Origin of the sequence: Pseudomonas sp. CCNWLW23, assembly GCF_037095675.1 — a bacterium.
Lineage (GTDB): Bacteria > Pseudomonadota > Gammaproteobacteria > Pseudomonadales > Pseudomonadaceae > Aquipseudomonas > Aquipseudomonas atacamensis.
This window is the reverse complement of sequence record NZ_JBAWKM010000028.1, coordinates 17,544-42,831: the sequence shown is the minus strand read 5'-3', so window position 1 is coordinate 42,831 and position 25,288 is coordinate 17,544. Positions and strand designations below refer to the sequence as shown.

Sequence of the window (25,288 nt, the reverse complement as noted above, 5' to 3'; positions counted from 1 at the left end):
CGAGCAGGCTCGCTCCCACAGGAATTACGGGGTGTCTGGTTGATTGGCAGGATGCGCCTTGATAAACGCCGGATGTTCAGCCGCCAACGCAGCCACACGGCAAATCTTCGGATACGCCTCCAGGCTGACGTTGAACCGCTCTGCCGCATACAACTGCGGAATCAAATACACATCCGCCACACACGGCCATTCGCCAAAACAGAAACCGCTGTCGCCGATCAACTGCTCCACCGTTGCCAGCCCTTGGCTGATCCAATGGCTGATCCACTCCACCACCTGCGTTTCATCCTGCCCGGACTGGCGCAGGCGATTGAGCACGCTGACGTTGTGCAGCGGGTGCACATCGCAGCCGATCACCGCCGCGACACCGCGCACCTGCGCGCGCGTCAGCAGATCATCCGGCAGCAACGGCACCTGTGGATAACGCTCTTCCAGATACTCGATGATCGCCGGCGATTGAATCAGCAGCGCACCGTCATCGGTGCGCAAGGTTGGCACCCGGCCCTGGGGATTGAGCGCCAGATACGCCGGCTGCCGATGTTCACCACCCGACGGTGCGATCAGGTTGACCGGCAGCGCCTGGTAATCGAGGCCCTTCAACGCCAGTGCGATTCGCACCCGGTACGATGAAGTGGAACGGTAATAGCCATAGAGATCCATAAGCCGCTCCTGTCAGCGTGCAGCGATCACGGTGCCGCGACATTCGCCGAAGCCGATCGAGGCAAAACCTTCGCGGGCACAGCGAGCGCGCAGGATGATTTCGTCACCGTCCTCAAGGAACTTGCGCACTTCGCCGGAAGCCAGTTCGATCGGTTTCTTACCGCCCTCAGTGATCTCCAGCAAGCTCCCAAACTGGCCGTTTTCCGGGCCGGACAAAGTGCCCGAACCAAACAGGTCACCGGCCTGCAACTGGCAGCCGTTGACGCTGTGGTGCGCGACCATTTGCGCGACGGTCCAGTACATGTAGCGGGTGTTGCTCAGGGTCAGGCGATGAGCCGGCAGGTTCTGCTCGCGCATGGCTTCGGTGCGCAGCAGCACTTCCAGTTCGATGTCAAAGGCGCCGCCGTCCTGATCACGCTTGTCGAGCAGATACGGCAGCGGCTGCGGATCACCTTCAGGGCGCGCCGGCTGTGCCATGCGGAATGGTTCCAGTGCTTCGGCCGTCACCACCCAGGGCGAAACACTGGTGATGAAGCTTTTCGACAGAAATGGGCCGAGTGGCTGGTATTCCCAAGCCTGGATATCCCGCGCCGACCAGTCGTTGAGCAGGCAGAAACCGGCGATGTGCTCGGCAGCGTCACCGATGGCAATCGGCTCGCCCATCTCATTGCCCTGGCCGATCCAGATGCCCAGCTCCAGTTCGTAATCCAGACGTGCGCATGGGCCGAATACCGGTTCGGTCTGCCCGGCCGGCAGCGTCTGGCCCTTCGGCCGGCGCACGTCGGTGCCGGACGCTCGCACCGTGGAAGCGCGACCGTGGTAACCGATCGGCACGTGCTTGTAGTTCGGCAACAGCGGGTTATCCGGACGGAACAGTTTGCCGACGTTCTGCGCGTGCTCGATGCCGACGTAGAAGTCGGTGTAATCGCTGATTCGCGCCGGCAGGTGCATCTGGCAATCGGCAGCCAGTGGCAAGACTTTCGCGCCTTGCGCTTCGATGCTGCCACGCAGCGTGCTGCCTTCACTGAACAGTTCGATCAGGCGTTCGCGCAGGGCCACCCGCGCCTCACGGCCAAGTTCGAAGAACGCGTTCAACTGCCCGCCATGCATGGCTTCCACCGCACTGCGTGCGACGCCGTCGAACAGCCCGGCCTCTAGCGCGACTTGCAAATCGAAGATGTGCTCGCCGATCGCCACGCCCGCGCGCGGACTGCAATCGTTGAGACTGAACACGCCCAGCGGCAGATTCTGCAACGGAAAATCGCTGTGACCGTTGGCCGAAGCGACCCAACTGCGGGTGATGGAATTCTGTGTCATGGGTTATCTCCGGGTCGGGTCGAACGTGGCGGGCAGCGAGGCCCAGCAAGCGTCATAACTGGATTGCAATTGAGGGCAGTCGAGGGCGAAACGGCTTGGGCGCAGCACCTGGCTGGTCTCGAACATGAAGGCCATGGTGTTATCGATTTTTGCAGGTGCAAGCTCGGCGTTGATCGCCCTGGTGCAGGTCTCGCCGTCGGGGCCGTGGGCGCTCATGCAGCTGTGCAACGAAGCGCCGCCGGGCACGAAGCCTTCAGCCTTGGCGTCGTATTCGCCCTGGATCAGGCCCATGAATTCGTTCATCAGGTTGCGGTGGAACCACGGTGGCCGGAAGGTGTTTTCGGCGACCATCCAGCGCGGCGGGAAGATCACGAAATCGAGGTTGGCCAGACCGTGCACGCTGGTCGGCGAGGTCAGTACGGTGAAGATCGAAGGATCCGGATGATCGAAACTCACCGTGCCAATGGTGTTGAAACGGCGCAGGTCGTATTTGTACGGCACGTTGTTACCGTGCCAGGCGACCACATTGAGCGGCGAATGATTGAGTTCGGTGGCCCACAACTGGCCAAGGAATTTCTGCACCAGAGTGGTCGGTTGCTGCAGGTTTTCGTAGGCGGCGACCGGGGTAAGGAAATCCCGTGGATTGGCCAGACCGTTGCTGCCGATCGGCCCCAGATCCGGCAGGCGCAGCGGCGCGCCATGGTTCTCGGCGAGGTAACCGCGTGCCTGTGGATCGAGCAGCTCGACGCGAAACTTCAGGCCACGCGGCAGCACGACGATTTCCAGCGGCGCCACTTCGAGTACGCCCAGTTCGGTGGCGATACGCAGGCGACCGAGTTGCGGCACCAGCAGCATTTCACCGTCAGCGTTGAAGAATACCCGCTCCATCGAACGGTTGGCGGTGTAGTTATAAATGCTGATGCCGGACGGTTTCTCGGCGCCGGCGTTGGCCGCCATGCTGACCAGGCCATCGATGAAATCCGTCGGTTCGGTAGGCAGCTCCAGTGGATTCCAGCGCAGGCGATTGGGCGTCACTTCACCCAACGGTCCGCCGGCCAGTTGCCGTTCCAGTTTGACGAACGCCGGGTGGTTGGCCGATGGCTGAATCCGGTACATCCAGGTGCGGCGCGCTTCGCTGCGCGGCATGGTGAACGCGGTGCCGGAGAACAATTCGGTATACAGGCCATACGGGGCTTTTTGCGGGGAATTCTGGCCAACGGGCAGCGCGCCGGGCAACGCTTCGGTGCTGAATTCGTTGCCGAAGCCGGACTGGTAAACCAGGTCCTGCGCGGTTGAATCGAGGTTCATGGAGCCTCCTGAACAGGGAGTCGGCAATGGCCCATCGCTCTGGCTCAGAGGTCTCGGCACGCCGGGGTTGTTATTATCGTAATCTGATTACGCATAACGTAATTTGCTCGCTATCCAGCGTCAAGCTATAAAGACGCCCATTCGAACCGGAACCGCCAGCCCCATGGAAAAAACCAGCGACAGCAACGGCAAACAGAAAGTCCGCTCCGCCGAGGTCGGCACCGACATCCTCAAGGCTTTGGCCGAGTTGTCACCGTCGACTTCGCTGTCGCGTCTGGCCGAACACGTGCAGATGCCGGCGAGCAAGGTGCATCGCTATCTGCAGGCGTTGATTGCTTCAGGATTTGCCGAACAGAACGCCGCCACCAACCATTACGGCCTCGGTCGCGAAGCGTTGCGGGTGGGCCTGGCCGCACTCAACAGCATGGACGTGCTGAAAGTCGCCGCCCTGCCGCTGTCCGAGTTGCGCGACGAACTCAACGAAACCTGCTTTCTCGCGGTGTGGGGCAATCAGGGTGCAACCGTGGTGCATATCGAACCGGCGGTGCGCGCGGTGACAGTGGTGACGCAATTGGGTTCGGTGCTGCCGCTGCTCAGTTCGTCCACCGGGCTGGTGTTCAGCGCTTACCTGCCACACCGGGAAACCGATGAATTGCGCGAACAGGAAATCGCTGTCGCGGAGCATCCGCTCAAGGATGAAACAGCCTATGCAGCGCTGTGTGAACAGATCCGCGAACGCGGTCTGCATCACGTGCATGGTTTGTTGATGCCGGGTGTGGATGCGCTTTCTGCGCCAGTGTTCAACGCGGTCGGCCAGATCGCTGCGGTGCTGACCATCGTCGGCCCGACCTCGCTGTTCCACGCCGACGAAAACGGCCCGGCGGCGCAGCGGTTGTTGGCTGCGACGCGGGCCGTGAGTTGGCGCATGGGTTACGAAAGTTAAGTAATGCTTATGTGCGCTCGAAACGACTCAACGCACCGTGGTCTTGCTCAATGCGCTGTCACCCTCTTGCATCAGTGACTTGAAGAAACCGATCAGCTCATCGGCGGGGTCTTCATGGCCGGTGTAATACGTGACGAGTTCCGCGACCGTGCGGGCGTCTTCAAACAGACTTAGAAATGAGCGTTGCGCACGGGTAAGTTCTTTAACCGGCGCCCCCGCCGCTGCAGCCTGACCCAATGTCAGCAGTCCGCTCAATACATCCTGCACATGCCCCAGCGCGGCGGAATAATCACCCCGTCGGTGCGACTGCGACGCGTCGTAGATGCTTTTCATCACCTGCACAGCCACCACCACAGTGCCTACGGGTGGCACCACCAGGCTGACGATGTTTGCGGCCTTCAACAGGTTTTCATAAACCAGGGCGGCAATTATTTCATTGAGACTGGTGGTCCGTTCGTCGATGTCACTCAATACACGGCGCACTCGCTCGTCGTGGAAAGTGAACAGATCGGGCAGTAACGAACGCTGCTGCGTGCGAATGACCGGTCGGGTATCAACCGTTGCGACCAGATTATCGAAGTAATCATTGATCACTTTCTGGTCAACCAGCAGTATCCGCTCGCTGTAGTAGGTCCTGAACGGGCCTTTGCGAAAACGAATCGAAGGAATGAAATCAGCGATCGGCCGGAAGCTGACTTGATCCGGCGCGTCAGGCGTATAGAGCAAGTCGAAGAAACCTGACGATAACTTCAGTCGAAAAATATAAACGCCGCCAACTGTACGGTCACCGGCAGCCGTCAGACCCAGCGTGCCGATGTTGAATTTATACAGCCCGATGTCGCCTTCGGAGACGCTATTGACGATTGATGGATAGCCGCCACCTTCTTTCAGATTGTCGATAATCCGTTGGACAGCAGAGAAAGATTCAGTGGTTAATCTGCCGTTGGTATAGTCGGCAAATGCATTGCGGTACATCTCACAGCGGATTTTCCGGGCGTGTACAGCGCGTTTGAATGAGTAATCAGGATGCGCCTTGTTCTGATATTGCTCTTTCAGCATCGCGGTATATCTGTCGCCGGGTCGGAATGTTTTCGACAGCGAGGAAAGGTCGCGGATATCCAGTTTTTCAACGATGGGATGGCCGTTGACCAAATAGTATTTCGGGCTGAATTTCGTTTCGTAGGCTGGATGCGCCGCTTCAAAAGCGAGTCCTTCAAGCAAAACGTCGGTAACGCTCTTACGAAAGTCTTCGGTTTGCACAATGATCTGGTCGGGATTGACCGAAACGTAACTGCCACGCGAACGCAAAATGTCTTCGATCTGAGCTTTCACCGAGTCGTAAGTGAATTGCTCGAATGTCGGAAAACCATTGTCTCGCGCCTCAACCATGGACAGTGCCTTGAATTCGGTGCACAGACGCGAATAGCGCTTGCGGCCCTCGAAGCCAAGCGCGCGATAACCGGCCGGTGCAATGGCTTTGTGCAGGGCAACTTCGGCTCGGTAGGCGACATTCGCGTAGTCCGCCAACGGTGCTTTGGCGTTCAGATAAAAATCGACCGGCCGGCTATCAATCGTGTAGCGATAGCTCAGTTGAGTGCCAGCGCTGCCAAGCAACTCACCCGCCTCTTGCAGGTAGTCGGGATGGATCATCAATGCGGCGTATTCACGATCCGCCGACAATGCCGACTCCAGCCAGCGGTTCGCGGCGTAGATATCGGGAAATTTCTGCAGTTCGAATTGTCCTCCAGCTGTTTTGACCAGCATCAGCGACGGCACGTATTCTTTGGCCGAAATCATCAGAACGTCTTTCAGCGCTGGCGCTTGCAGTCTGATTTTCAACCCCTGAATAGTCACCGCAGGATCATTGGCCATGGCCCGCGCGATGATATTGGCATCAGTGGAATCCAGTTTCCCGGAGTGACGAGCAACAAAAGCCGCGAACTCCATCTGACTGCAGAGATAGTTGCGATAAGCCTCCTGGTAAGCCACCGAGGGCGAGTATGCAAGACTGCCGGTAAATTCCAGTCGCAGGTTACGATTTTCCAGCCACTGTTCAAGCGCTACTGCCGTCAGCCGACTTCCGGCAGGAGCGCCGATGATAGTCAGAGCCGCTTTATAACCAGTGTCGTGCAGCCCGAAAACAATAAACTCCGTCAGCGTCCGGGTTTCTTCCTGTTCGATAGTACGCCCGGCAATTTGCAGACTGTACGAGCTATGGACACTTATCGATTCCGGATCCAGTTGTTCACCAAGTACCCTGTCCGCCCATTCGGCGAATGTGCGCACTACATAATCCTTGAATGAAAAACAGGCATCGAAGGTGTTTGAGTAGACAGCCTGGTATTGATCCCGCGACTCTTCAAGCTCGCTATAGCGCTGTTGCATATCGCTACCCGCGGCATGCAGCCATAGCGGCCAGTCGGTGCGTTTCAATGCAGCCCAAAGCAGATAGAAGCGGGTTTCGATGCCGTAACGCAGCACATGCAGGCCTTGATTGTCCTGCAGCATGGAAGTCAGCGGTTTTGCCAGTTGTTCCTGGCCGCCGATCAAGAGTGAAACACTTTCAAGCTGACCTTTGAGGTGAGCCTCGGCACAAAACGCATGAGGACTTTGCGCAGCTTTCAGATACCTGATCTGTTCTCCACCCAGGGACAGTCGCTGCTGAAGTTTGCTATGCAGATCGATATTTTTTTCAAAAAATTCAAAGCCGTTCTCCGGCGTATGCAGGAGATAAGAGGTTGACTCATTCACCAGCGGCATTTCTGCATCCGCACGCTCGGCGTTGTCCAGAACGAAACAAGGCTGAAGCGACAGCAGGTAATCCCGTTCAGGTTGCAGCCTGACTTCAAACGCTGCGCGACCGCCATCTGCGTCGAGCAGATGAGCGAATCGCTCGCCCAACCAGGCGTCAAAATTGTTGGCCATGACCGACAGCGAAAGCTCTGCACTGGTGACCACGGCGCAGGCTTCGATGAAAGCCTGCTTATTGGACAACGGTGCCGTGTCCGGTCGCATGGACCTGACTGGCGCCGCCCAGAACTTTGCGATCTCGGTTTGCAATGTCTTTTGCAACCCGGTGGTCACCGCAGCAATCAGATCCTCGACAATAAGGACATTGAGAGCATTGACCTTGAACTGCTCATTCCGGGTGTCCGGCAGAGAATAAACCCCATCACCGCCCATTATGTAAGCGGGGCTGACATTATTATCAAGACAATGAACAGTCACTTCCCAAAGAGTGCCAGAAGGACGACTTCCATTATCGGGAAAAGCCGAGTCCGTATTGATGTAAACATTGTCGATATCGATTATCTTGCCCAAACGCTTCAATTCACTGTCAAGCATGCTGCGAAGAATATCCAGCACGCTCGGCATGGCGTCGACGATCTTGAAAAGATCTTCTTTTGCCTGGATTGCCTTTTCCCACTCTTCAGGCCAGGTAACTTGCTCACCCAAAGAACCACGCATCAGACTTTTATATAACTTGACCACATCTTTTCCTTACTTGACTATCCAGAGCTGCGAACACAGCCACTGTAGATAGTTGCAAGGTAGTTTCTTTTTCAGGCAACTTGAAGGGAGAACAATTTACAAAACATGCCAACAAACACATGCAATCTTTTGTACTGCAAAACATCACAACCTAAATCAGTATCCCCATCAACTTTGCTTTTGCCACCGCTTGAGTTCTGCGCTCCACACCCAACTTTCCGTTAATACGCCGCGCATGGGTTTTTACTGTATGCAATGAAATAAACAGTTGTTCGGCAACCTGCTGATTCGAAGCACCCTGAGCAATCAATGCCAGCACTTCGCGCTCGCGTCGACTGAGGCCTGGGGCATGATCAGCGTTATCGCTCAGCCAGACAGGAATCTGCTTGCCAGACGCCGTGCCGGCGCTGCCTCGGCGTAATTCCCACTCGCGCATGGCTTGCTGCAACCGGCAGCGCTCCGCCAGCATTGCGGCTCGCTGGAAAGCTTGCTGCGCCGCCACCGTGTCACCGTGCAATTCGGCCAACTGGGCGAAGGCCAGCAGCAACTCCGTTTCCGCCGCCAACATGCCTTTGGCCTGAGCGCGTTTCAGCAATCGTTCAATGGTGGGCAGAGCGGTTTCGTCAGGGATCGATTGCGCATTCGCGCAGGCCAGCAGGTATTCGATGCGAATAATCAGTTCGAACGTCGCGGGTGGCGCCTGCAACGCAGAAGGTCCCCGGTAATGCCGTAACAGTCGGCTCAACGCTTCTTGGACAAGATGCGGTCGGCCCTGCTGCAACCAGAACTGGCTGCTGACCTGCAACACAACACCGCGATAGACCGTATCGGGAATCTGCCGCTGCTGCATGACCCTTTCGGCCTCGCGCAGGCGTTCGAAAGCGCAGGCATAATCGCCGCGATTGCCGGCCAGTTGCGCCTGCCCCAGATAACCATACAAGACTCGTTTGTCTGCACTGCGCAGGCAATCTTCAAGGCCTTGGCTGAACAGCTGCGCAGCCTGCTCTTCAAGGCCCATGCACAGCGCCAGTCGTCCGCGTCGCAGGGCGATACGGCCGAGCAGCGGCGTGGGCACCATGCTGCGTTGACGCAGCAAGTGCTCGATCTCCACCAGCAGGCTTTCCGCACGCAAAGGCGCGCCTCGCTGCTCGAGCCATTGCGCATGGTCAAGCTCAAGCAAGCCTTCGAACAGCAACGAGCCGTGAGCCCGCGCCAGGCACAGCGCCTCGCGGTTGAGGGCATGGGCCTGATCGAGCTCACCGCACAGCAACGCCTGCTGGGTCAGTCCCGACAAGCACATCACACGGGCCTGCCAGGCATCGTCAGCCAGTGCGGACAACGCCTCCTGAAAGCAGGCGCGTGCCGGCTCCATTTGCCCTTGCAGGTGAAACAGCCATCCCTGTTGCGCCTGCCAGCGGGCCAGCAGTTGCTGCTCCAGCTGCGCTGTCGGTTGTGGCATGAAGCGGCCGAGATGAGCCAGGCATTGCCCGGCCTGTTCGAACCGGCCGGCAAACAATAAGGCGCCCGTGACCAGCACGATCAGCTGGGGTGTCATCAGGGTCAGCTGCTGGCTTTGCTGCTCGTGCAAACGCAACAGCAGGACGACCGTCTGGTCTTCGAACAAGTCTTCGAAGCTGAAATGCTGCAACAGGCTGACGGCAGTTTCGTATTCCTCGGCCAACAACGCTTGTTCGAACGCCGCTCGCCAATCCTGCGTCGCGCTGAACCACTGACAGGCGCGCCGGTGCCAGGAACGCGCACACGGCCAATGCGATTCCTGGATGATTCGCGACAGCGGGCGGAACACCTGGAGCCAGTCAGCGGACGCTTGCCAAGGCTCGATGAAGCAGCCCAGCACTTGCAGATCACGCAGCAACTGAGCGCCTTCGCCAGGGCCGAACAAATGCTCGCATAACGGCGCGTTGAACCGTGGCAGATGAGCCAGCACACGCCATGCCTCGTCCTGCTCCGGCGTCAGGTTGCTGAAGAGTTCGTGCTGCAGATAATCGAGCAGAGTGTCGACACGCTGCTGCGGCTGCAGGTTTTGCGACCAGTCGCACTTTTGCAGGAGCGCCATGCGCGCCCCCGCGCACCAGCCGCCGGTACGCTGGATGATACGGGCAGCGACACGCTCCGCCTGGTCTGGCGGCAAATGGTGCAGCACCGATACCACTTCATCGTGAGTCAGCGCCAGGCTGGCGCTTTCGAATTCGTAGAGTTCGTCATCGAGCAACAGCCGCGGCCAGTTGCACTGCGGCCGGCGCCGAGTGCTGACCCACCAGGTGAGCGCCGGACTGCTGACCGCCAGCAAGCGATCCAGCAGCGCGTCCACAGCCGGATCCGGCAGACGACTGTAATCGTCGATAAACAGCGAAGTCGGCCTCGACCAATGGGCCAGCTCCGCCATCAGTTGCGTATCGTCAAGGCCTTCGACCAGCCCGAGCGCCCGCGTCAGACGCAGGCAGAATTCTTCAGTGCTGAGCGCCGCTCCCGCCAGCGGCAGCCAGATGGCCTCGCACTCTGCACGCGCCTGAAGAAGACATTCGGTGAGCAGTGCGGTTTTGCCACTGCCCGCGGGCGCGCACAACAGCTTCACCCGCGCGCTGGATGCCAGCAAAGGTGCGCTCAAACGGCTGCGAGGTTGATGATGCGAAGAAAGCCTGGGCAAAAATCCGGGTCGATCCAGGCACGGGGTCATGGCGGTCATCGGGTGAGCCTTCTTATCGTTGTGCGCTCACCCTAGCCCTCTCCCGCGCCCTTGTTGACGAGTATTCAGCACGCTGATCGATGGCCATAAAAAAGGCGACCGTGCGGTCGCCTTTTGTCCAGCGGTATAGCGGAGCCGTTAGCGTACGCCCTCGGCGCGCAGAGCCGACGGGGTGTAATCGGCGGCCTTGGCTTCAAAGCCGAATTCGAAGCTGTGCTTTTCTTCGTTCTTCATGCCCAACGCAATGTAGCGGCCGGCAATGATGTCGTAGAGCGCTTCCAGCGTGTAAGCCTGGGCCTGATGATCGTAGTAGTACTGCGCGTGACCTTCGGCGACGCGCCACAGTTGCCCGCGACCGTCGTAGTGATCGGCGAGTGCCACTTGCCAGCTGTCCTCGTCGATGTACATGTGGCGCTTGGCGTAAATGTGCCGTTCGTTCGGTTTCACCGTGCCGATCACTTCCCAGACGCGGTGCAGTTCGTAACGGGTCAGGTCCTGATTGATATGCCCGGCCTTGACGATGTCGTCGTACTTGAGCTTCGGCGAGTCGAGTTTGTAGCTGTTGTAGGGAATGTACATTTCCTTCTTGCCAACCAGTTTCCAGTCATAGCGATCCGGCGCGCCGGAGAACATGTCGAAGTTGTCGGAAGTCCTCAGGCCATCGGCCGCTGTACCCGGGCCGTCATAGGCCACTTGCGGCGCCCGACGTACGCGGCGTTGACCGGCGTTATAGATCCACGCCAGACGCGGTTCCTTCACCTGATCGAGGGTTTCGTGCACCAGCAGCACGTTACCGGCCAACCGCGCCGGGGCGGTCACCGATTGCTTGAAAAAGGTCAGCACGTTGGCGGCTTTTTCCGGGTCGATGTCTTTCATCAGTTGCGGCACGGCGATCTCTTCTTCGAAGCGGATCGGCGTGTAGCTGCCGTTGGTCTGCGGCGTGACCTGGGTGATGATCCGCCGCAGATTGCCACCGTGATAACGGGTGATGTGGTTCCACAACACCTCGACGCCGTTCTTCGGAATCGGGAAGGCGTAGTAGCGATTGCCGGTGAAATTGGCCAGGCCGTTGCCATCGTTGATCGCGTTGACGTTGAGCGCGCTGCGCTTGGCCGACTCGTAGATTTCCGCTGGCGCCCCCACGGTGCGGTGGGTCGGGTAGACCGGGATCTTGTAGGTTTCCGGGTAGCGTTTGAACATCGCCACCTGGCCATCGGAGAGCTTGCTTTTGTACTGCTCGACGTTCGCGGCGGTGATGGTGAACAACGGTTTTTCGTTGGCAAACGGGTCGGCGAGGAAGCCCTTGCTGTCCACCGCACCGGCGTTTTTCGGGATGCCGCCGGTCCAGGCCGGAATCGAACCGTCCGCATTGCCGGCCTTCTCGGCGCCGAGCGGGGTCAGGCTGGTGCCGAGTTTGTTCGCCTCATCCGGCGACACCGCCGCCATCACGTTGGCCGCCAGCAGACTCAAGGCCAGCACGCCACATTGCAGAATCGTTTTGCGCATTGCAGTCATCCTTCTCGGGCAGATCAGAAGTTCACGCCGAAGCTCAGGGCCACGAAGTCACGGTCTTCGAGGACGTTGTAGTCGCCACCGAAAAAGTCGGTGTAACTCAGGCTTGCGGTGTAGGTGTTGCGGTAGTCGGCATCGACGCCGAAGCTGATGGCTTTCGCACCTTCGTTGAACAGACCGTTGGGGCCGTAACCGGCGACGTCATGGGACCACGACAGGTTGGGCTTGAGGTTGATCCCGCCGATGACGTTGGCGTAATCGAGAATCGCCCGGGCGCGATAGCCCCACGAAGTCGAGGTGACGAAGCCGTCGGTATCGCCGCCGAATCCGTACTGACCGTAGACCGAATCACGGCCGTAACGCAGCTCACTGCGGGACTCCAGACCACCGACATGCACCACCGCTGCTTCGCCGACCACGGTCAAGCGTTCGGCGCCGAGCACCTGATCGAAGAAGTGTGTGAGGGTGCTCTGGATTTGCGTGACTTCCTTGCGCCGGTAGCCTTTGTTGTCCGCACCCGGCGAAGTCGCGAGTGGCGATGCGGTGCCGCCGGCAATCGGGTTGACCAACGCCAGGGTGAGATCGTTGGTGTTGACCTGCACCGGCGCGTTCGGCCGGTAGCTGACCTCACCGGTCCACGCGGTGCCGGTGGGCAGCGTGGTGGAAAAACTCGCGCCGTACAGGCGAATGTCTTCCGGGTATTCGAGATAGTACTGACCGCGCCCGAGCATCACGCTTTGCGCCAGCCCCGCACCGCTGCCAGGCGCGAGGCCGTTGGCAATGCCGACCATGCCTGGCAATGCCGCCAGTGTCGACAGCCCCGCCGTGGTGGTGCCGACCGTCGGCGTACGGCTGTGGTAGTTCATGAAGTAGAGGCCGTACTCGGTGTCTTCGCCGAGCCAGCGCAGCGCCGTGCCCCACTGCCCGGAATCGCGCGCATCGCGATCACCGCCACGGGGGATCACCACGCCCTCGCGGGTGACCTGAATGCCTTGGCCGAACGCGGTGGTCAGCGGCACCAGTGGCGCCACCGCTGGGCTGCCGACGGTGTAGCCGTTGTTGCAACCGTCCGCCGCGACGTCGACGCCAAAGAAGGTGCCGCAGTTGTCGAGAACGGTCTGGTCCCACTCCAGTTGGTAGAAGCCTTCGACCGAAAGTTTGTCGGTCAGGCTCTGCGAACCGAACAGCATGTTCACCGGAATCAGGCCTTCCTTGATCTCGGCACCGGGACGGCGGAATGCCGAGACGTCGACCGGGTTGATGCTGTTGATCGAGTTGCCGATGAAGGTACTTTCGCCCCAGCTCACCACCTGCTTGCCGGCCCGCACGGTGCCCGGCAGATCGGCGATGGCATAGTTGTGATAGACGAAGGCATCGAGGATCTGCGCGCCGGAAGACTTGGCGCCTTCCTTGCGGCCGCTGTCGCTGATCTGTTTGAACTCGCGGTCTTCGTCCTTGAGTTCGAAGTCGTACCAGTATTTGCCCCGCACGAACACGCCGGTATCGCCGTACTTCAGTTCGAGGTCGTGGATACCCTTGAAGATTTTCGAGAAGGTTTCGCCCTTCTTGAAATTCAGCCGCCCGTCATCACCGGTGGACGATTGTCCGCTGCCGCCATTGACCGTGCCGACCAGCGAACTGTCGGCATCGCGCAGGCCCCAGCTCGCGCCGACCGAGAGTGACGAGTCGAAGGTGCCTTCGATTTCGCCGATGTTGAAGGCGACCGCGTGCGCCTGGGCGCCGCAACCCAGAGCCACCGCAGCGGCCAGCGCCTGCGGTGTGAAGATGGCGCGCATTGTTGTTTTTGTCATGCGTCTTCCCCGGTGAGTGACAGAAGGCCCCACCCTACTGCCGGTCGCTGCGGTCGATAAGCGCACCAAGGAGGTATTTGCGTTGTCGCTCGAAAGGATGAATGGCCTTGCGCGGTGGGGCCTTGAGAGGTTCATGGGTTGGCTGGATGGCGCATCATCAGCGCCATTCATGGGCACCTCACTGTTGCGCGCCCCGTAACAGTGCATGTCTGGAATCGGTATTTTTCCTACAGGCTTGAGACCTTATTCTGAGCGCGCTTTCCCGGCACACGCCGCAAAGCGCGAAGCCCGCTCCGCTGAATCGCGAGCGACTGGCTACAGATTCTGGATAAATCGATGTTTTCGGTTTACCGCCCCGCTGTTCACTGACGTTGATTTGTAGCTCCTTGATCCAACGTCTTACCTTGGCCGCTGCGTTTGCAGCGGCCTTTTTTATGGGCGTTTAAAAAGGCTGGATAGCGGTTCGGTAACGCTTCCGATCAGCGCGTCGGACATTTCTTCGAAGCTCGGATGAATACCCTCTGCATCGATAAAAACCCGTGAAAACCCTTTCGACATAACGCCCTGTTACTGACGGGCTTCTCGGATTTGATTACCGCCACTCTGAGGTAACTTGAAACACCTCAACCATTCGCTGGTGACACGGACGTCATCGCCACCCGTGCGCACTTTTCGAGCGAGTGAAAACGCACATTCAAAAGGACATGAATATGCCAAAGCCTCCACCTTTAGAACTGGATCCAGTACATATCAGGGAATTCGGTCCTGATGGCTTCGAACCATTCAAAGAACGCGACATGAATTACTCCTACAGCGGCATGTTCGGCCCTGCCGGCGCCAATCCGCAGACGCGTGAATTGATGCATGAAACGCAAGTCGCCGTGGAACAGGAATTCAACGCAAGAACCGCCTCGATTCCCCAAACCATTGAGGTCGAACTGGCGGCAACCAGGCTGGAAGGACCGACCAATCCTCTGCCACCGGCCGCAGCACTGGCCCGCGAAGTGGGCGTCAGGAACACCTTGATTCAACGCAAGAGCGCCGAGTTTCAACGGCAGACTGCCATCGCCAACCGCTTTTATGGCAGCGATCCACTGGGAAAAACCTTCAAGGATTACCTGAATCAGGCATCGGCCAATCGGCGCGCGCAGGGCGCAGCGGTCCGCAGCAGAGCGTTGTGGAGCGAGTCCTTTCGGGCCGCCCACGAAGCGCGGCTGCTGGGCCAGACATTGGCGCTGCTCAACCAGCAACAGGCTGGCGTACTCAATTGGCTGGCCACCGTACAAGCCCAGGAACAGGCCCAGGCGGCAGCGGCAGAGGCGCAACGCCAAGCTGCAGAACGTGCCCGCATTGCCGCTGAGCAACAGCGCCAGCGTGACATTGCCGAAGCGATGCGCCGGGAGCAGGTAGCGCAAACAGATGCCGAGCAAAAGCGCCAAATGGCAGTCGCCGAGGCCAAGCGACAACGAATCCGTGCGCGCATTCAACAGGCGGCAAGGACAGAAGCAAGGCGTCTGGAGTCAGAACAAGCAAGGCTTGCGGCGCGAGCTGCGCAACGACAACAGGCAGCGGAGCGCGCTCAGTTGGAGGCACTGGCAGAGGCTCAGCGCCAGAGAGAGAACCTCCAGGCTGAACGCGAAAAGCAATCGCGCGATCAGCGGGTGGAAACACCCGAAACTCAGCGTGAATTTCCCGCATCCGGCGCGCAGGCAACGACTGGTCCGGCTTTTTCATTTGCGTCAGTCGCTGCTGTACTGAGTCCGGAAAAATCCTCGTCAATTCTCGCAGCGCTGCGTACCGCCCTGCATACACTCGAAGCGGGCGGCCCCGCGCTGTTGAGCAGTCCGGCATTGGTCGGGTTTGCGGCGCTGCTCATGCCATCACGCTTGGGCAACGGCGAGCGGTTTGTGGTGAGCGTTCCACTTGCTGAATTATCGTCGGAGCCCGCGGGAGCATTGCGTGAAATTGCCGATCAACGGGGCATATTTGAGATGCATATCGGCTTGGGCGCCCGGCAAATCGATGCCGGTGTACAAATCTTTGTTGCGACCAACGATGACTTTCATATTCGCTCAAGCATCCCTGTCCTGAATGCGGCGTATGACTCGCTCAATGATGTTTATGAAGTCGCGTTACCGGATTCTCCCACTGACTTCCTGACATGGACGCCCGCCATTTCACCGCAAGACAGCTCGACTGAATTGCCCATCTTTGGGAAAAGACCATCCGCGTACTCGGGGGCTCCGATTCTTCCGCTTGAAGGGCGACTGGACCTGAACCCGATCCTCGTCGAAGGCTGGGAGAGATTCATTATCGTATTCCCTGATGACTCCGGGATTGCACCGCTGTATGTGGTGTTCAGCAATCCCTATGAAGGAGCTTCAGTCAGAGGCAAATACAGCGGCCGCTACTTCAATCCAGAGGCGGCGGGAGGAGCGATTCTCGATCTGGATTGGCGTACGGCGGTTATTACAAAGTCAGGTATAGACTTGGTAAAACTGCACATCGGTCGGCTCGATCAATCAGACGCCAACGACATCATGATTCAGCGGCTGGAAAAGATCTTAAGCGGCCACTGGGAGCTTACTGATACGGACTTACGTTATTACACCCATGAGATTCGTGAACTGGAAAGATTTCGAGCAATGGGACTTAGCGATGACTTCAAGCCCGAAAACGGATCTCCCGCCTGGAATAATGCCCATACCGCCACGCTGGAGGACTTCAAGCTCGGAAGCGAGGATCATGTCCTTTATTCACCTGACGCGCTGCGGGCGGGAAACAAGCAAATGCAACGCATATATGAACAATTGCTTAAAGGAACAGGCCAATGATTCCTATCGAAGAAATCCTCAAGCACGAACCAATTGCTGATGTACTGACGGCTTTCGGCATCGGCATGGCATACCCATCCTTGGATAGAATGATTGGGCGATATAAATTCGAGCTTATCGCGAGCGGCGAGCTATTAACGACATATGCACAACTTTTCAAAGAAGGCGTGCTGGCAAATGGTGATGGTCCAATTCCAATCAAGGGACCAAATTGGAAGGCGCCGAAGTTTATTACTGAACGTAGATACTCATGAATTCACGAGGCCACCAAGCCTGAGCCTGGTGGCCTCTTCACTCAAATCGAATACTTCTGCAAATTCGCCATCATTTCCTTCAATGCTTCAATATTGTCCTTCGGATGCGCCGCGCCTTCGAAATCACAAATCTGCTGCCAGTGCGCCGCCACATCCTCTGGCGAGAACCCTTCGCGCGGATCGAAGCCGGCACCGAGGCTGCGTTCCCAGCGCACCTTGCCCATCCAGCCGCCGCCGACTTCGAACAGGCCGGACGTTTCCTGGCATTGCTCGCTGGCCAGATACACCACCAGCGGGCTGACCAGTTCCGGCTTCAGTTGCTCGAATACTTGCGGCGGGATCAGGCCCTCGGTCATGCGCGTGCCGCCGGTCGGGGCGATGGCGTTGACCAGAATGTTGTTCTTGCGCCCTTCGATCGCCAGCGTTCGGGTCAACCCGTACAGCCCGAGTTTGGCCATGCCGTAGTTGGACTGACCGAAATTGCCGTAAATGCCAGAAGTCGACGCAGTGAAAATCACGCGGCCGTAGTTTTGCTCGCGCAAATGCGGCCAGGCGGCACGGGTAACTTTGTAGGCGCCGTCGACGTGGACGCGATAGACCAGATCCCAGTCGGCGTCGTCCATCTTGTGAAATGACTTGTCGCGCAGGATCCCGGCGTTGTTCACCACGACGTCGACGCGGCCGAAGGCATCGAGGGCGTTCTGTACCAGTTTGTCGCCGTCAGTCACCGAGTCGTGGTTGGCTTCGGCAATACCGCCGGCCTCGCGGATTTCCGCCACTACGCGGTCGGCAGCCGAAGCATTGGCGCCCTCGCCCTGCGTCGAGCCACCGAGATCGTTGACCAGCACTTTGGCGCCGTGCCTGGCGAACAGCAGCGCATGGGCACGCCCGAGGCCGCCACCGGCGCCGGTGACAATCACGACTTTATCTTCGAAACGCACAGGTTCATTCATCGCGGCAACTCCAGCAGGCCAAGGGATATTGCCCCGAGTGTCAGGCACGGCGCTTTGGGTCACAACGAACACGGCTGCGGCTGAATGGTGCGCGATAAGGCTGAGGGATGATCGAGTGTCAGGACGCCGAGAGCCCGTGCTCTCGGCGAGAATCAGGAGTAAGCCACTTTGCGCGGAGGCAATACCAGACGATCGCGAAACGCCAGATAGTGCTTGAGCACCAGCGCCGGCACCTCGGTTTGCGGATAGTGGCCGATGCCGGGTAAGAGCACGGTGTCTGCATCAGGGATCAGTTCGCGATATCGCTCGACCATGTGCACGCCGGAGATCGGGTCAAATGCGCCATCGATCACCCGCAAGGGAATGTCACCCTGCTGCATGGCCGTCACCCAGCGCTCACGTTGCACCCGGCGCTCGGGGATGTAAGTGATCAATTTATGCAGGATGCGCGGGCCATGGTTGCTGTCGACCAGGCTCCAGTAATCATCCAGTTCGCTTTCAGATGGCTGGGTCTGCGCGCCGAAGATCTGCCGGAAACCTTTGACCAACGCCTCACGGCTGAAGGCGCGGCCAAGCAGCCAGCCAATCGGGCTGAGCAGCAGTTTCTGCATCAGCAGCGGACGATGGGTTTCCGGAAACAGACCGCCATTAAGGAATACGCAACTGGCAACTTCGATGCGTTTTTCGTAATGCCGCGCGAGCAGTTCCTGAGCGACGCTGTCGCCGTAGTCGTGAGCGAGGATGTGCACCGCTTGTTCAACCTGCAGATGCGCGAGCAGTGCCTGTTGCAGATCGGCCTGTTCCAGCAGGCTATAGGTGTGATTGCGCGGTTTTGCCGAATCGCCGAAACCGAGCATGTCGCAGGCGATCACCTGATAACGCTGCGCCAGTGGCTGCCACAGGTAATGCCAATCCCAACTGGCAGTGGGGAAACCGTGAATCAACAGCAACGGTTCACCCTGCCCGACTGTCCAGTAGCGGATCGACTGGCCATGAAAAACGAATGTCCGGCTGCGCTTGCGCCAGACACTCAGAGGAATCTCGGCGAGCGGCATTAGAATTTATACCCCGGATCCTGCAGGTCGAGTTTGCGCAGCAGCGCCGGCCACGCCAGCGCGCCGCCCATGCCTTGAGCGCTTTTGGTGACGCCGGCAATCATTGCCTTGGCGCCGGCGAGAATCTGCGGTTCGATAGCGATCAGTTCGGCCCCTCCCGTCTGCGCCATGACCTGAATGTCGCAGGCTCGCTGGAAGGTGAACATCATCAGAAAAGTGTCGGCGATCGTGCCGCCGCAGGTGAGCAGACCGTGGTTGTGCAGCATGAGGAAACTGTTGTCGCCGAGGTCGGCTTGCAGGCGCGCCTTTTCTTCATGACTCAGGGCCACGCCCTCGTAGGCGTGATAGGCCAGGCTCGACAACACAAACAGTGACTGTTGACTGATCGGCAGCACCCCCTGCCTTTGCGCCGACACCGCAACGCCTGACGCAGTGTGCGTATGCAGCACGCAAACCACATCGTGGCGCACTTCGTGGACGGCGCTGTGAATGGTGTAACCGGCGGGGTTGATCTCGTACGGGCTGTCCATGAGTTTGTTGCCGGCCTGATCGACTTTCACCAGGCTCGAAGCGGTGATCTCATGAAACATCAGGCCAAACGGATTGATCAGGAAATCTTCGGTGCCGGGCACCTTGGCCGAGATATGCGTGAAGATCAGATCGTCCCAGCCGTGCAGCGCGACCAGACGGTAACAGGCGGCAAGATCGACGCGGGTCTGCCACTCGGCAGCGCTGACCTGATCTTTGACGTTCGGCGACGATTGGACGGGGGCTACGCTCACTGTATGCACCTCTGCGTTCTTCTTGTTCTGCTCGTGTCAGCAGTCTAGTCAGGCGCAGGGCATCGCGTAGTTGCATTGGCAGCCAGCTTGATGACTGAACGAGTCAGCCGGGCAAACAGCCTGGATCCGTTGCAATGCAACAACGCTTAGAAGGTGCAGCGATTATTGCCCGCGATCAGCCCTTGAGCGCTTCAATCAACTGCGCCAGCCACGGCTCGGCATCGGTTTCCGGCGTGACGCTTTCGCTGGCGTCGATGCGCAGCATTTCCTGAACCTCGTTTACCCCCAGTTCGGCAAACAGTTCGCGCATCTGCTCGCCACCGCCGCAGAAGGTGTCGCCGTAGCTGGCATCACCGAGGGCGATCACCGCGCCGGGCAGGCCGCGCAACGAAGCAGGCAACTGATCGCGCAGGGTCGAATACAACGGTTGCAGGTTGTCCGGCAGCTCGCCCATGCCAGTGGTCGAAGTCACAGCGAGAAGGGCCTCGGGACCGAACGCCTGAATATCGGCCAACGCGGCGCGCGAGTTGTAGAAGGTTTCAAAGCCGGCGGCTTTCAGCAGGTTCTGGGCGTGGCGGGCGACTTCTTCGGCGGTGCCGTAGACCGAACCGGAGAGGATGGCGACTTTCATCAATCTGATCCTGAAACTGAAAAAAAGAGCCGCGATAGTAACAGCCCCACGCCGCGAAGTTGCGATTGGCTCTCAATGCAAGCTGCTGGCCTATAGACAGTCCGCGGCTTTCTTCTAGAATGCCTGCCACTGACATAACGGAAGGGATTCTCGGATGATCAACGCCAGCCTGCTGCAAATGGTGATTAATGCGTCGAATGACGGAATCGTGGTCGCTGAAAAGGAAGGCGAGCAGGACAACATCCTTATTTACGTCAACCCTGCCTTCGAGCGCATGACCGGTTATAGCAGTGAGGAGATCCTCTACCAGGACTGTCGTTTTTTGCAGGCTGGAGACCGTGATCAACCAAGTCTGCAGCTGATTCGCGAGACATTGCGTGAAGGCGGTTCCTGCCGGGAGATCCTGCGCAACTATCGCAAGGATGGCACGCCGTTCTGGAACGAATTGTCATTGTCGACGATAAAAAATGCCGATGACGGGCAGACTTATTTCATCGGCGTGCAAAAAGATGTAACGCTTCAGGTCAAGGCGCAGCAGCGGGTTGTGCAGCTGGAAGCACAAGTGGCGGCGCTGCAAAGCGAGCTAGCGGCGTTGAAAGCGACGAACGGCGCAAACAAAACCGCGAACTGATGGTCATTAACTACAATCACCAATGACTTTGTAACTATTCACTTCGAGTTAGCCATGCAGCGCGACGCCCTCCTCACCCAGGACGAGCTGGATTTCATCCAGACCATGCAGCACAACCCGCAACTTAACGTGCGGGATGCAACGTCGAGTCTGCTGGTTAATGGTGGCTCGCAGATCCGTGACCTGCTGACACGTCTGGCTGCTCACGAGCAGGTGACGATCCAGGCCAACTTCGAAAATCAACAGATGACTTTCCCGCTGCATCTGGTGGAAGACGAGTTCCACGCGCTGCATCTGCGTCTCGGTGTGCCGAGCATCTACGAAGACGGCCCGATGGTGCGCCCATGGCGCCTGGTACTGGAAGAGCCGGTGGCGCTGGAAAACGCCAAAGGCCAGCCCGGCACGCTGTGGGTACACGAGGTATCGCACAAAGGTGTGTTGCTGGAAGTGCGCAACAAGACCAAACCACCGAAACATTTCGCCCTGTGGTTCAGCCCTTCCGGTTATGAGCGCATTTCGTTGCGCGGCCATTTCGAGCGTGAGACCGAGCAAGGTTTCTTCGCCTACGAACTGAGCCAGACCGATGCCGACGAAACCGAGCGCTTGCGCCAGTTCATCCTGCAACAGCATCGCCTGACCCACCCCGCCCTTCACGCCTGAGTTTCAGGTATCCAGTTTGCCTGCCATGAATTGCTTCATGCGTTGACGCATTGTCGCGCCCTCATTTCCCAGGCATGCCACCGATGAACCGGCCAGGCTGTCTTCGGCCAGTTCCGAGGCATCGCCGGCCAACATTAATTGGCAATCCAGACTCAGTGCCAGACGATTCAGGCGCCGGGGCAGCTCCGGACCGGGGGCATGGTTTGAAAACAGCACAAGCGCGTCAGGCTTGACCTTTTCGCAGACCAGCGTCAATTCATCGAAAGGCTGGCCCGTGGTCAGCACCCGCACGCCAGAATCGTTGCCACTGAGAAACAGCGCCGCGACCAGCAACTCAAGCTCTCTGCATTGCCCCGCAAGCGCACTGACGACCACCCGGCGCGGTTGAGCCCCCCGCAGCATGACGATGCGCTGCAGCACGCGCGCCCTGAGGAATCCGTCGAGAAACAACCATTCGCTGGTTTGCCCGAAAGCGTCCTGGCGCTGCAGCAATTGCCGCCACAACGGCATGATGATGGCTTCGAACACCACTGGCAGCGTGTACGACGAGAAAATCTGTCCGTAGACGCGATCCAGCTGCTGATCGTCGAACTCACTGACCGCCTGCTGAACCTGCTCCTGCCATTGCTTGTAATCGGCCTGCACATGATCATCGGGGATAAAGTTTGCCAGCACCTTCAGAGGCTCTGTTTTCGCCAGGATCTTGCCGACTTTGCTCACGGCCACGCCGCGATCGATCCAGTCGACGATGCTGCGAACACGCTCGATATCGTTCATGGAATACAAACGATGCCCGCTTTCGGTGCGGGTCGGCTGGATCAATCCGTAGCGACGCTCCCAGGCCCGCAGGGTCACCGGATTGACGCCGGTGAGGCGCGCCACTTCGCGGATGGGGAACAGCTCTTCGCGTTCGAGCGTGCCGGGTGCTGTTGAGGCCGGGCGAGTATCCGTGATTACAGGCATCTGGCGGTCAACTTCCATGTCGGTTTATTGGATCCCATTTTAAACATGATGGACTGGAAACCTTCAAGTAGTGATCTGCGACGAATATGGCTGGTTTAATCGACAAAATCAGGAATAATCCTTGCTTGTTGTAAAGCGCAGGCCTCTACCCCGGCCTGCGTCAGGCGAAGCTCCTACCCGGAACGACGCGCTCGAAATACGGAGATACAAAATGTCTACTTCCCCCGTTACGTTGATGGTAGCGCGTCGCGTCGCTGATGGCCGCTATCACGATCTCATTGCATGGTTGCGCGAAGGCGAACAACTGGCCACCGACTTCCCCGGCTACCTGGGTTCCGGCGTCCTTGCGCCACCGCCCGGTGACAACGAATTCCAGATCATCTTTCGCTTTGTCGATGAGCAGACCCTGCATGCTTGGGAATACTCGGCGTCGCGTACCGCCTGGCTGAACCGCGGCAGCGATTTGTTCGAACATCCCAAGGAGCACCGGGTCAGCGGCATTGAAGGCTGGTTTGGTGCTGCCGGGCAACGCCCACCGCGCTGGAAACAGGCCGTGGCGATCTGGCTCGCGTTTTTCCCGGTGTCGCTGATTTTCAACTTTATCCTCGGCCCGCTGCTGGCTGAGTTGAGCCTGTTGCCGCGGATATTGATCGGCACGGCGTGCCTGACGCCGCTGATGGTGTATTTCTTCATCCCGTTGTCGACGCGCCTGCTGGCGAACTGGTTGAACAGCACGCCGACCCGGCCACTGGCGGCCACACCGTCGGCGCAAAATCGCTGATCTGCTGCGGGCGGCGAGCCTGTTATAGTTTTCGCTTCAACCGCGATGCGAGCCGCCCATGCCAGATTCCGCAGCCCCGATCCTCATCACCGGCGCCGGCCAGCGTGTCGGCTTGCACTGCGCGCAGCGCTTGATCGAGGACGGCCACCCGCTGATTTTCACTTACCGCACCGAGCGACCGGGCGTGCAGGCACTTCGCGATCTTGGCGCGACAGCGCTGTTCGCGGACTTTTCCAGCGAGGCCGGGATTCTTGCCTTCATCGACGCGCTGAAAGCCCACACCGACAGCTTGCGCGCCGTCGTGCACAACGCCTCCGAATGGCTGGCGGAAACCCAGGGCAGCGAAGCACAAGCCTTCAATCGCATGTTCAACATTCACATGCTCGCGCCTTACCTGATCAACCTGCACTGCGCCGAGTTGCTGCAGCGCTCGACGCCTGCCGACATCATCCACATCAGCGACGATGTCACCCGCAAAGGCAGCAGCAAGCACATCGGTTATTGCGCCAGCAAGGCCGGGCTCGACAGTCTGACCCTGTCGTTTGCCGCGCGCTTTGCGCCGGCCATCAAGGTCAACGGCATCGCCCCGGCGCTGTTATTGTTCAACCCAGACGATGACGCGGCGTACCGCGCCAAGGCGTTGGCCAAGTCCGCGTTGGGTATCGAGCCCGGCAGCGAGGTGATCTATCAGAGCCTGCGCTATCTGCTCGACAATCCCTATGTCACCGGCACGACCCTCACCGTCAACGGTGGACGGCACGTCAAATAGGCCGTCCCGCTTCGGCCGCGAGTCGAGTAAGATCCACCAGAACGCCTGCAATAGACTGGACGGAGCAAATCAATGCCACAACTTCAACCGGGGATGGCGCGCATCCGGGTCAAGGATCTGCGCCTGCGCACCTTTATCGGCATCAACGAGGACGAAATCCTCAACAAGCAGGATGTGCTGATCAACCTGACCATTCTGTACGCGGCGCAGGAGGCGGTGCGTGACAACGACATCGACCACGCGCTGAATTACCGCACCATCACCAAAGCGATCATCGCCCACGTCGAAGGTAACCGCTTCGCCCTGCTCGAACGCCTGACCCAGGAATTGCTCGACCTGGTGATGACCAATGCATCGGTGCTGTACGCCGAAGTCGAAGTCGACAAACCGCACGCCCTGCGCTTCGCCGAGTCGGTATCGATTACGCTCGCGGCGAGTCGCTAGCTTCAAGCCTCAAGCCGCAAGCTGTAAACTTTGCTCACAGACACCCATCTTGCAGCTTGAAGCTTGCCGCTCAAAGCTGTCTCGAAGAGACCCCCATGACTGATCAACAACGCCTGGAACTCGAAGCCGCCGCCTTTCGCCGACTGGTCGCCCACCTCGACAGCCGCAAGGACGTGCAGAACATCGACCTGATGAACCTTGCCGGGTTCTGCCGCAACTGCCTGTCGAAGTGGTACAAGGCCGAAGCCGATCAACGCCAGATCGAGGTCAGCCTCGATGACGCCCGCGAAGTGGTGTATGGCATGCCCTACGCCGAGTGGAAAGCCCAATACCAGCAAGAAGCCAGCGCCGAACAACAAGCGGCGTTTGCCAAAGGAAAACCCAATGACTGATCTGAACACCCTGCGCGCCAGGCTCAAGAGTGGCGAGCATGTTTTCGCCGACACCCTGGCGTTCATCGCCGCCGGTTACGACTACCAGCCGCAAGCATTCAACAACGGCGGCGTGGAAAACGCTGCCGGGCAGAACGAAGGTTCGTGCAAGACACTGGGCCTGGCATTGCTTGAGGGTCTGAGTGATGAAGAAGCGCTGCTGGCGTTCGGCGAGCATTACCGTTCGGTGCTGGCGACGCCTGAGGGCAGCGATCACAGCAATATCCGCGCGTTGATCAAGCACGGCCTGGCCGGGGTTGAATTCACCGCACAACCCCTGACCCGTCGCTAACAACGGGATTCGGATCGTTCCCACGCTCCGCGTGGGAATGCCTCATTGGACGCTCTGC

General features: G+C 58.9%; 22 protein-coding genes. 10 read left to right on the top strand and 12 right to left on the bottom strand.

Annotated features, from left to right (window positions below; translation table 11 throughout):
* Window positions 1–24: 24 nt before the first annotated feature.
* Genes maiA through hmgA form a run of 3 tightly spaced genes read right to left on the bottom strand, consistent with a single transcriptional unit; the run spans window position 25 to window position 3,285 of the window.
* A complete protein-coding gene (maiA, locus tag V8J63_RS25390; protein WP_130888941.1) occupies window positions 25–660 on the bottom strand; it encodes a maleylacetoacetate isomerase in 636 nt (211 codons plus the stop codon).
* Window positions 661–672: 12 nt separating this feature from the next.
* Window positions 673–1,977 (bottom strand): fumarylacetoacetase, encoded by a 1,305-nt coding sequence (fahA, locus tag V8J63_RS25385; protein ID WP_130888942.1) that lies wholly within the window; start codon window positions 1,975–1,977, stop codon window positions 673–675.
* 3 nt (window positions 1,978–1,980) lie between these two features.
* On the bottom strand, window positions 1,981–3,285 hold the full coding sequence (hmgA, locus tag V8J63_RS25380; RefSeq protein WP_122750886.1) for a homogentisate 1,2-dioxygenase: 1,305 nt from the start codon (window positions 3,283–3,285) through the stop codon (window positions 1,981–1,983).
* Between the two features lie 163 nt (window positions 3,286–3,448).
* On the opposite strand from hmgA, the gene V8J63_RS25375 reads away from it, so the two are divergent.
* Window positions 3,449–4,228 (top strand): IclR family transcriptional regulator, encoded by a 780-nt coding sequence (locus V8J63_RS25375; RefSeq protein ID WP_024011648.1) that lies wholly within the window; start codon window positions 3,449–3,451, stop codon window positions 4,226–4,228.
* Between the two features lie 27 nt (window positions 4,229–4,255).
* Here the strand turns inward: V8J63_RS25375 and V8J63_RS25370 are convergent, their stop codons facing one another.
* From V8J63_RS25370 to V8J63_RS25355, 4 genes are all read right to left on the bottom strand, one after another.
* Window positions 4,256–7,720, bottom strand: a complete 3,465-nt coding sequence (locus tag V8J63_RS25370; protein ID WP_130888943.1) for a dermonecrotic toxin domain-containing protein — start codon at window positions 7,718–7,720, stop codon at window positions 4,256–4,258.
* Between the two features lie 151 nt (window positions 7,721–7,871).
* Window positions 7,872–10,427, bottom strand: a complete 2,556-nt coding sequence (locus V8J63_RS25365; protein WP_336464805.1) for a LuxR C-terminal-related transcriptional regulator — start codon at window positions 10,425–10,427, stop codon at window positions 7,872–7,874.
* A gap of 138 nt (window positions 10,428–10,565) precedes the next feature.
* Window positions 10,566–11,933 (bottom strand): DUF1329 domain-containing protein, encoded by a 1,368-nt coding sequence (locus V8J63_RS25360; RefSeq protein ID WP_039759308.1) that lies wholly within the window; start codon window positions 11,931–11,933, stop codon window positions 10,566–10,568.
* 23 nt (window positions 11,934–11,956) lie between these two features.
* Complete coding sequence (locus V8J63_RS25355) at window positions 11,957–13,750, bottom strand: DUF1302 domain-containing protein (RefSeq protein WP_038860649.1); 1,794 nt, start codon at window positions 13,748–13,750, stop codon at window positions 11,957–11,959.
* 797 nt (window positions 13,751–14,547) lie between these two features.
* Here V8J63_RS25355 and V8J63_RS25350 point away from each other — a divergent pair.
* Both V8J63_RS25350 and V8J63_RS25345 read left to right on the top strand, forming a co-directional pair.
* A complete protein-coding gene (locus V8J63_RS25350; RefSeq protein ID WP_241668026.1) occupies window positions 14,548–16,584 on the top strand; it encodes an S-type pyocin domain-containing protein in 2,037 nt (678 codons plus the stop codon).
* A complete protein-coding gene (locus V8J63_RS25345; RefSeq protein WP_122508245.1) occupies window positions 16,581–16,838 on the top strand; it encodes an immunity protein in 258 nt (85 codons plus the stop codon). Before V8J63_RS25350 ends, V8J63_RS25345 begins: the two co-directional genes overlap by 4 nt.
* Before the next feature lie 41 nt (window positions 16,839–16,879).
* On the opposite strand, the gene V8J63_RS25340 is transcribed toward V8J63_RS25345, so the two are convergent.
* The 4 genes from V8J63_RS25340 to V8J63_RS25325 all read right to left on the bottom strand — a co-directional run bounded on the left by V8J63_RS25340 (window position 16,880) and on the right by V8J63_RS25325 (window position 20,259).
* Window positions 16,880–17,791, bottom strand: a complete 912-nt coding sequence (locus tag V8J63_RS25340; protein WP_336464804.1) for an SDR family oxidoreductase — start codon at window positions 17,789–17,791, stop codon at window positions 16,880–16,882.
* A 152-nt stretch (window positions 17,792–17,943) separates the two neighbouring features.
* Window positions 17,944–18,846, bottom strand: a complete 903-nt coding sequence (locus V8J63_RS25335) for an alpha/beta fold hydrolase (protein ID WP_336464803.1) — start codon at window positions 18,844–18,846, stop codon at window positions 17,944–17,946.
* The gene (locus V8J63_RS25330) at window positions 18,846–19,628 is read right to left on the bottom strand and encodes a class II aldolase/adducin family protein (RefSeq protein WP_130887178.1); all 783 of its coding nucleotides are present in this window, start codon (window positions 19,626–19,628) and stop codon (window positions 18,846–18,848) included. The genes V8J63_RS25335 and V8J63_RS25330 overlap by 1 nt, the downstream gene beginning before the upstream one ends.
* Window positions 19,629–19,803: 175 nt before the next feature.
* Complete coding sequence (locus tag V8J63_RS25325; RefSeq protein ID WP_110646375.1) at window positions 19,804–20,259, bottom strand: flavodoxin; 456 nt, start codon at window positions 20,257–20,259, stop codon at window positions 19,804–19,806.
* Window positions 20,260–20,413: 154 nt separating this feature from the next.
* Here V8J63_RS25325 and V8J63_RS25320 point away from each other — a divergent pair, with 154 nt between their 5' ends.
* Window positions 20,414–20,890 carry a PAS domain-containing protein gene (locus V8J63_RS25320; RefSeq protein WP_125927124.1) on the top strand — a complete coding sequence of 159 codons (477 nt, stop codon included), beginning with the start codon at window positions 20,414–20,416 and terminating at the stop codon, window positions 20,888–20,890.
* Window positions 20,891–20,944: 54 nt separating this feature from the next.
* Window positions 20,945–21,550, top strand: a complete 606-nt coding sequence (locus V8J63_RS25315; protein ID WP_024011639.1) for a hypothetical protein — start codon at window positions 20,945–20,947, stop codon at window positions 21,548–21,550.
* A 3-nt stretch (window positions 21,551–21,553) separates the two neighbouring features.
* On the opposite strand, the gene V8J63_RS25310 is transcribed toward V8J63_RS25315, so the two are convergent.
* Window positions 21,554–22,513, bottom strand: a complete 960-nt coding sequence (locus tag V8J63_RS25310) for a MerR family transcriptional regulator (protein ID WP_038861127.1) — start codon at window positions 22,511–22,513, stop codon at window positions 21,554–21,556.
* A gap of 211 nt (window positions 22,514–22,724) precedes the next feature.
* Here V8J63_RS25310 and V8J63_RS25305 point away from each other — a divergent pair, with 211 nt between their 5' ends.
* The 5 genes from V8J63_RS25305 (at window position 22,725) to V8J63_RS25285 (ending at window position 25,230) form a co-directional block, all read left to right on the top strand.
* Window positions 22,725–23,294: an antibiotic biosynthesis monooxygenase gene (locus V8J63_RS25305; protein ID WP_073473745.1), complete on the top strand. Its 570-nt coding sequence runs from the start codon at window positions 22,725–22,727 to the stop codon at window positions 23,292–23,294.
* Between the two features lie 58 nt (window positions 23,295–23,352).
* On the top strand, window positions 23,353–24,063 hold the full coding sequence (folM, locus tag V8J63_RS25300) for a dihydromonapterin reductase (protein WP_110600284.1): 711 nt from the start codon (window positions 23,353–23,355) through the stop codon (window positions 24,061–24,063).
* 72 nt (window positions 24,064–24,135) lie between these two features.
* Complete coding sequence (folX, locus tag V8J63_RS25295; protein WP_016771653.1) at window positions 24,136–24,507, top strand: dihydroneopterin triphosphate 2'-epimerase; 372 nt, start codon at window positions 24,136–24,138, stop codon at window positions 24,505–24,507.
* A gap of 95 nt (window positions 24,508–24,602) precedes the next feature.
* Window positions 24,603–24,899: a DUF1244 domain-containing protein gene (locus tag V8J63_RS25290; RefSeq protein WP_056782977.1), complete on the top strand. Its 297-nt coding sequence runs from the start codon at window positions 24,603–24,605 to the stop codon at window positions 24,897–24,899.
* Window positions 24,892–25,230 (top strand): HopJ type III effector protein, encoded by a 339-nt coding sequence (locus V8J63_RS25285; RefSeq protein ID WP_122881963.1) that lies wholly within the window; start codon window positions 24,892–24,894, stop codon window positions 25,228–25,230. The genes V8J63_RS25290 and V8J63_RS25285 overlap by 8 nt, the downstream gene beginning before the upstream one ends.
* Window positions 25,231–25,288 lie beyond the last annotated feature (58 nt).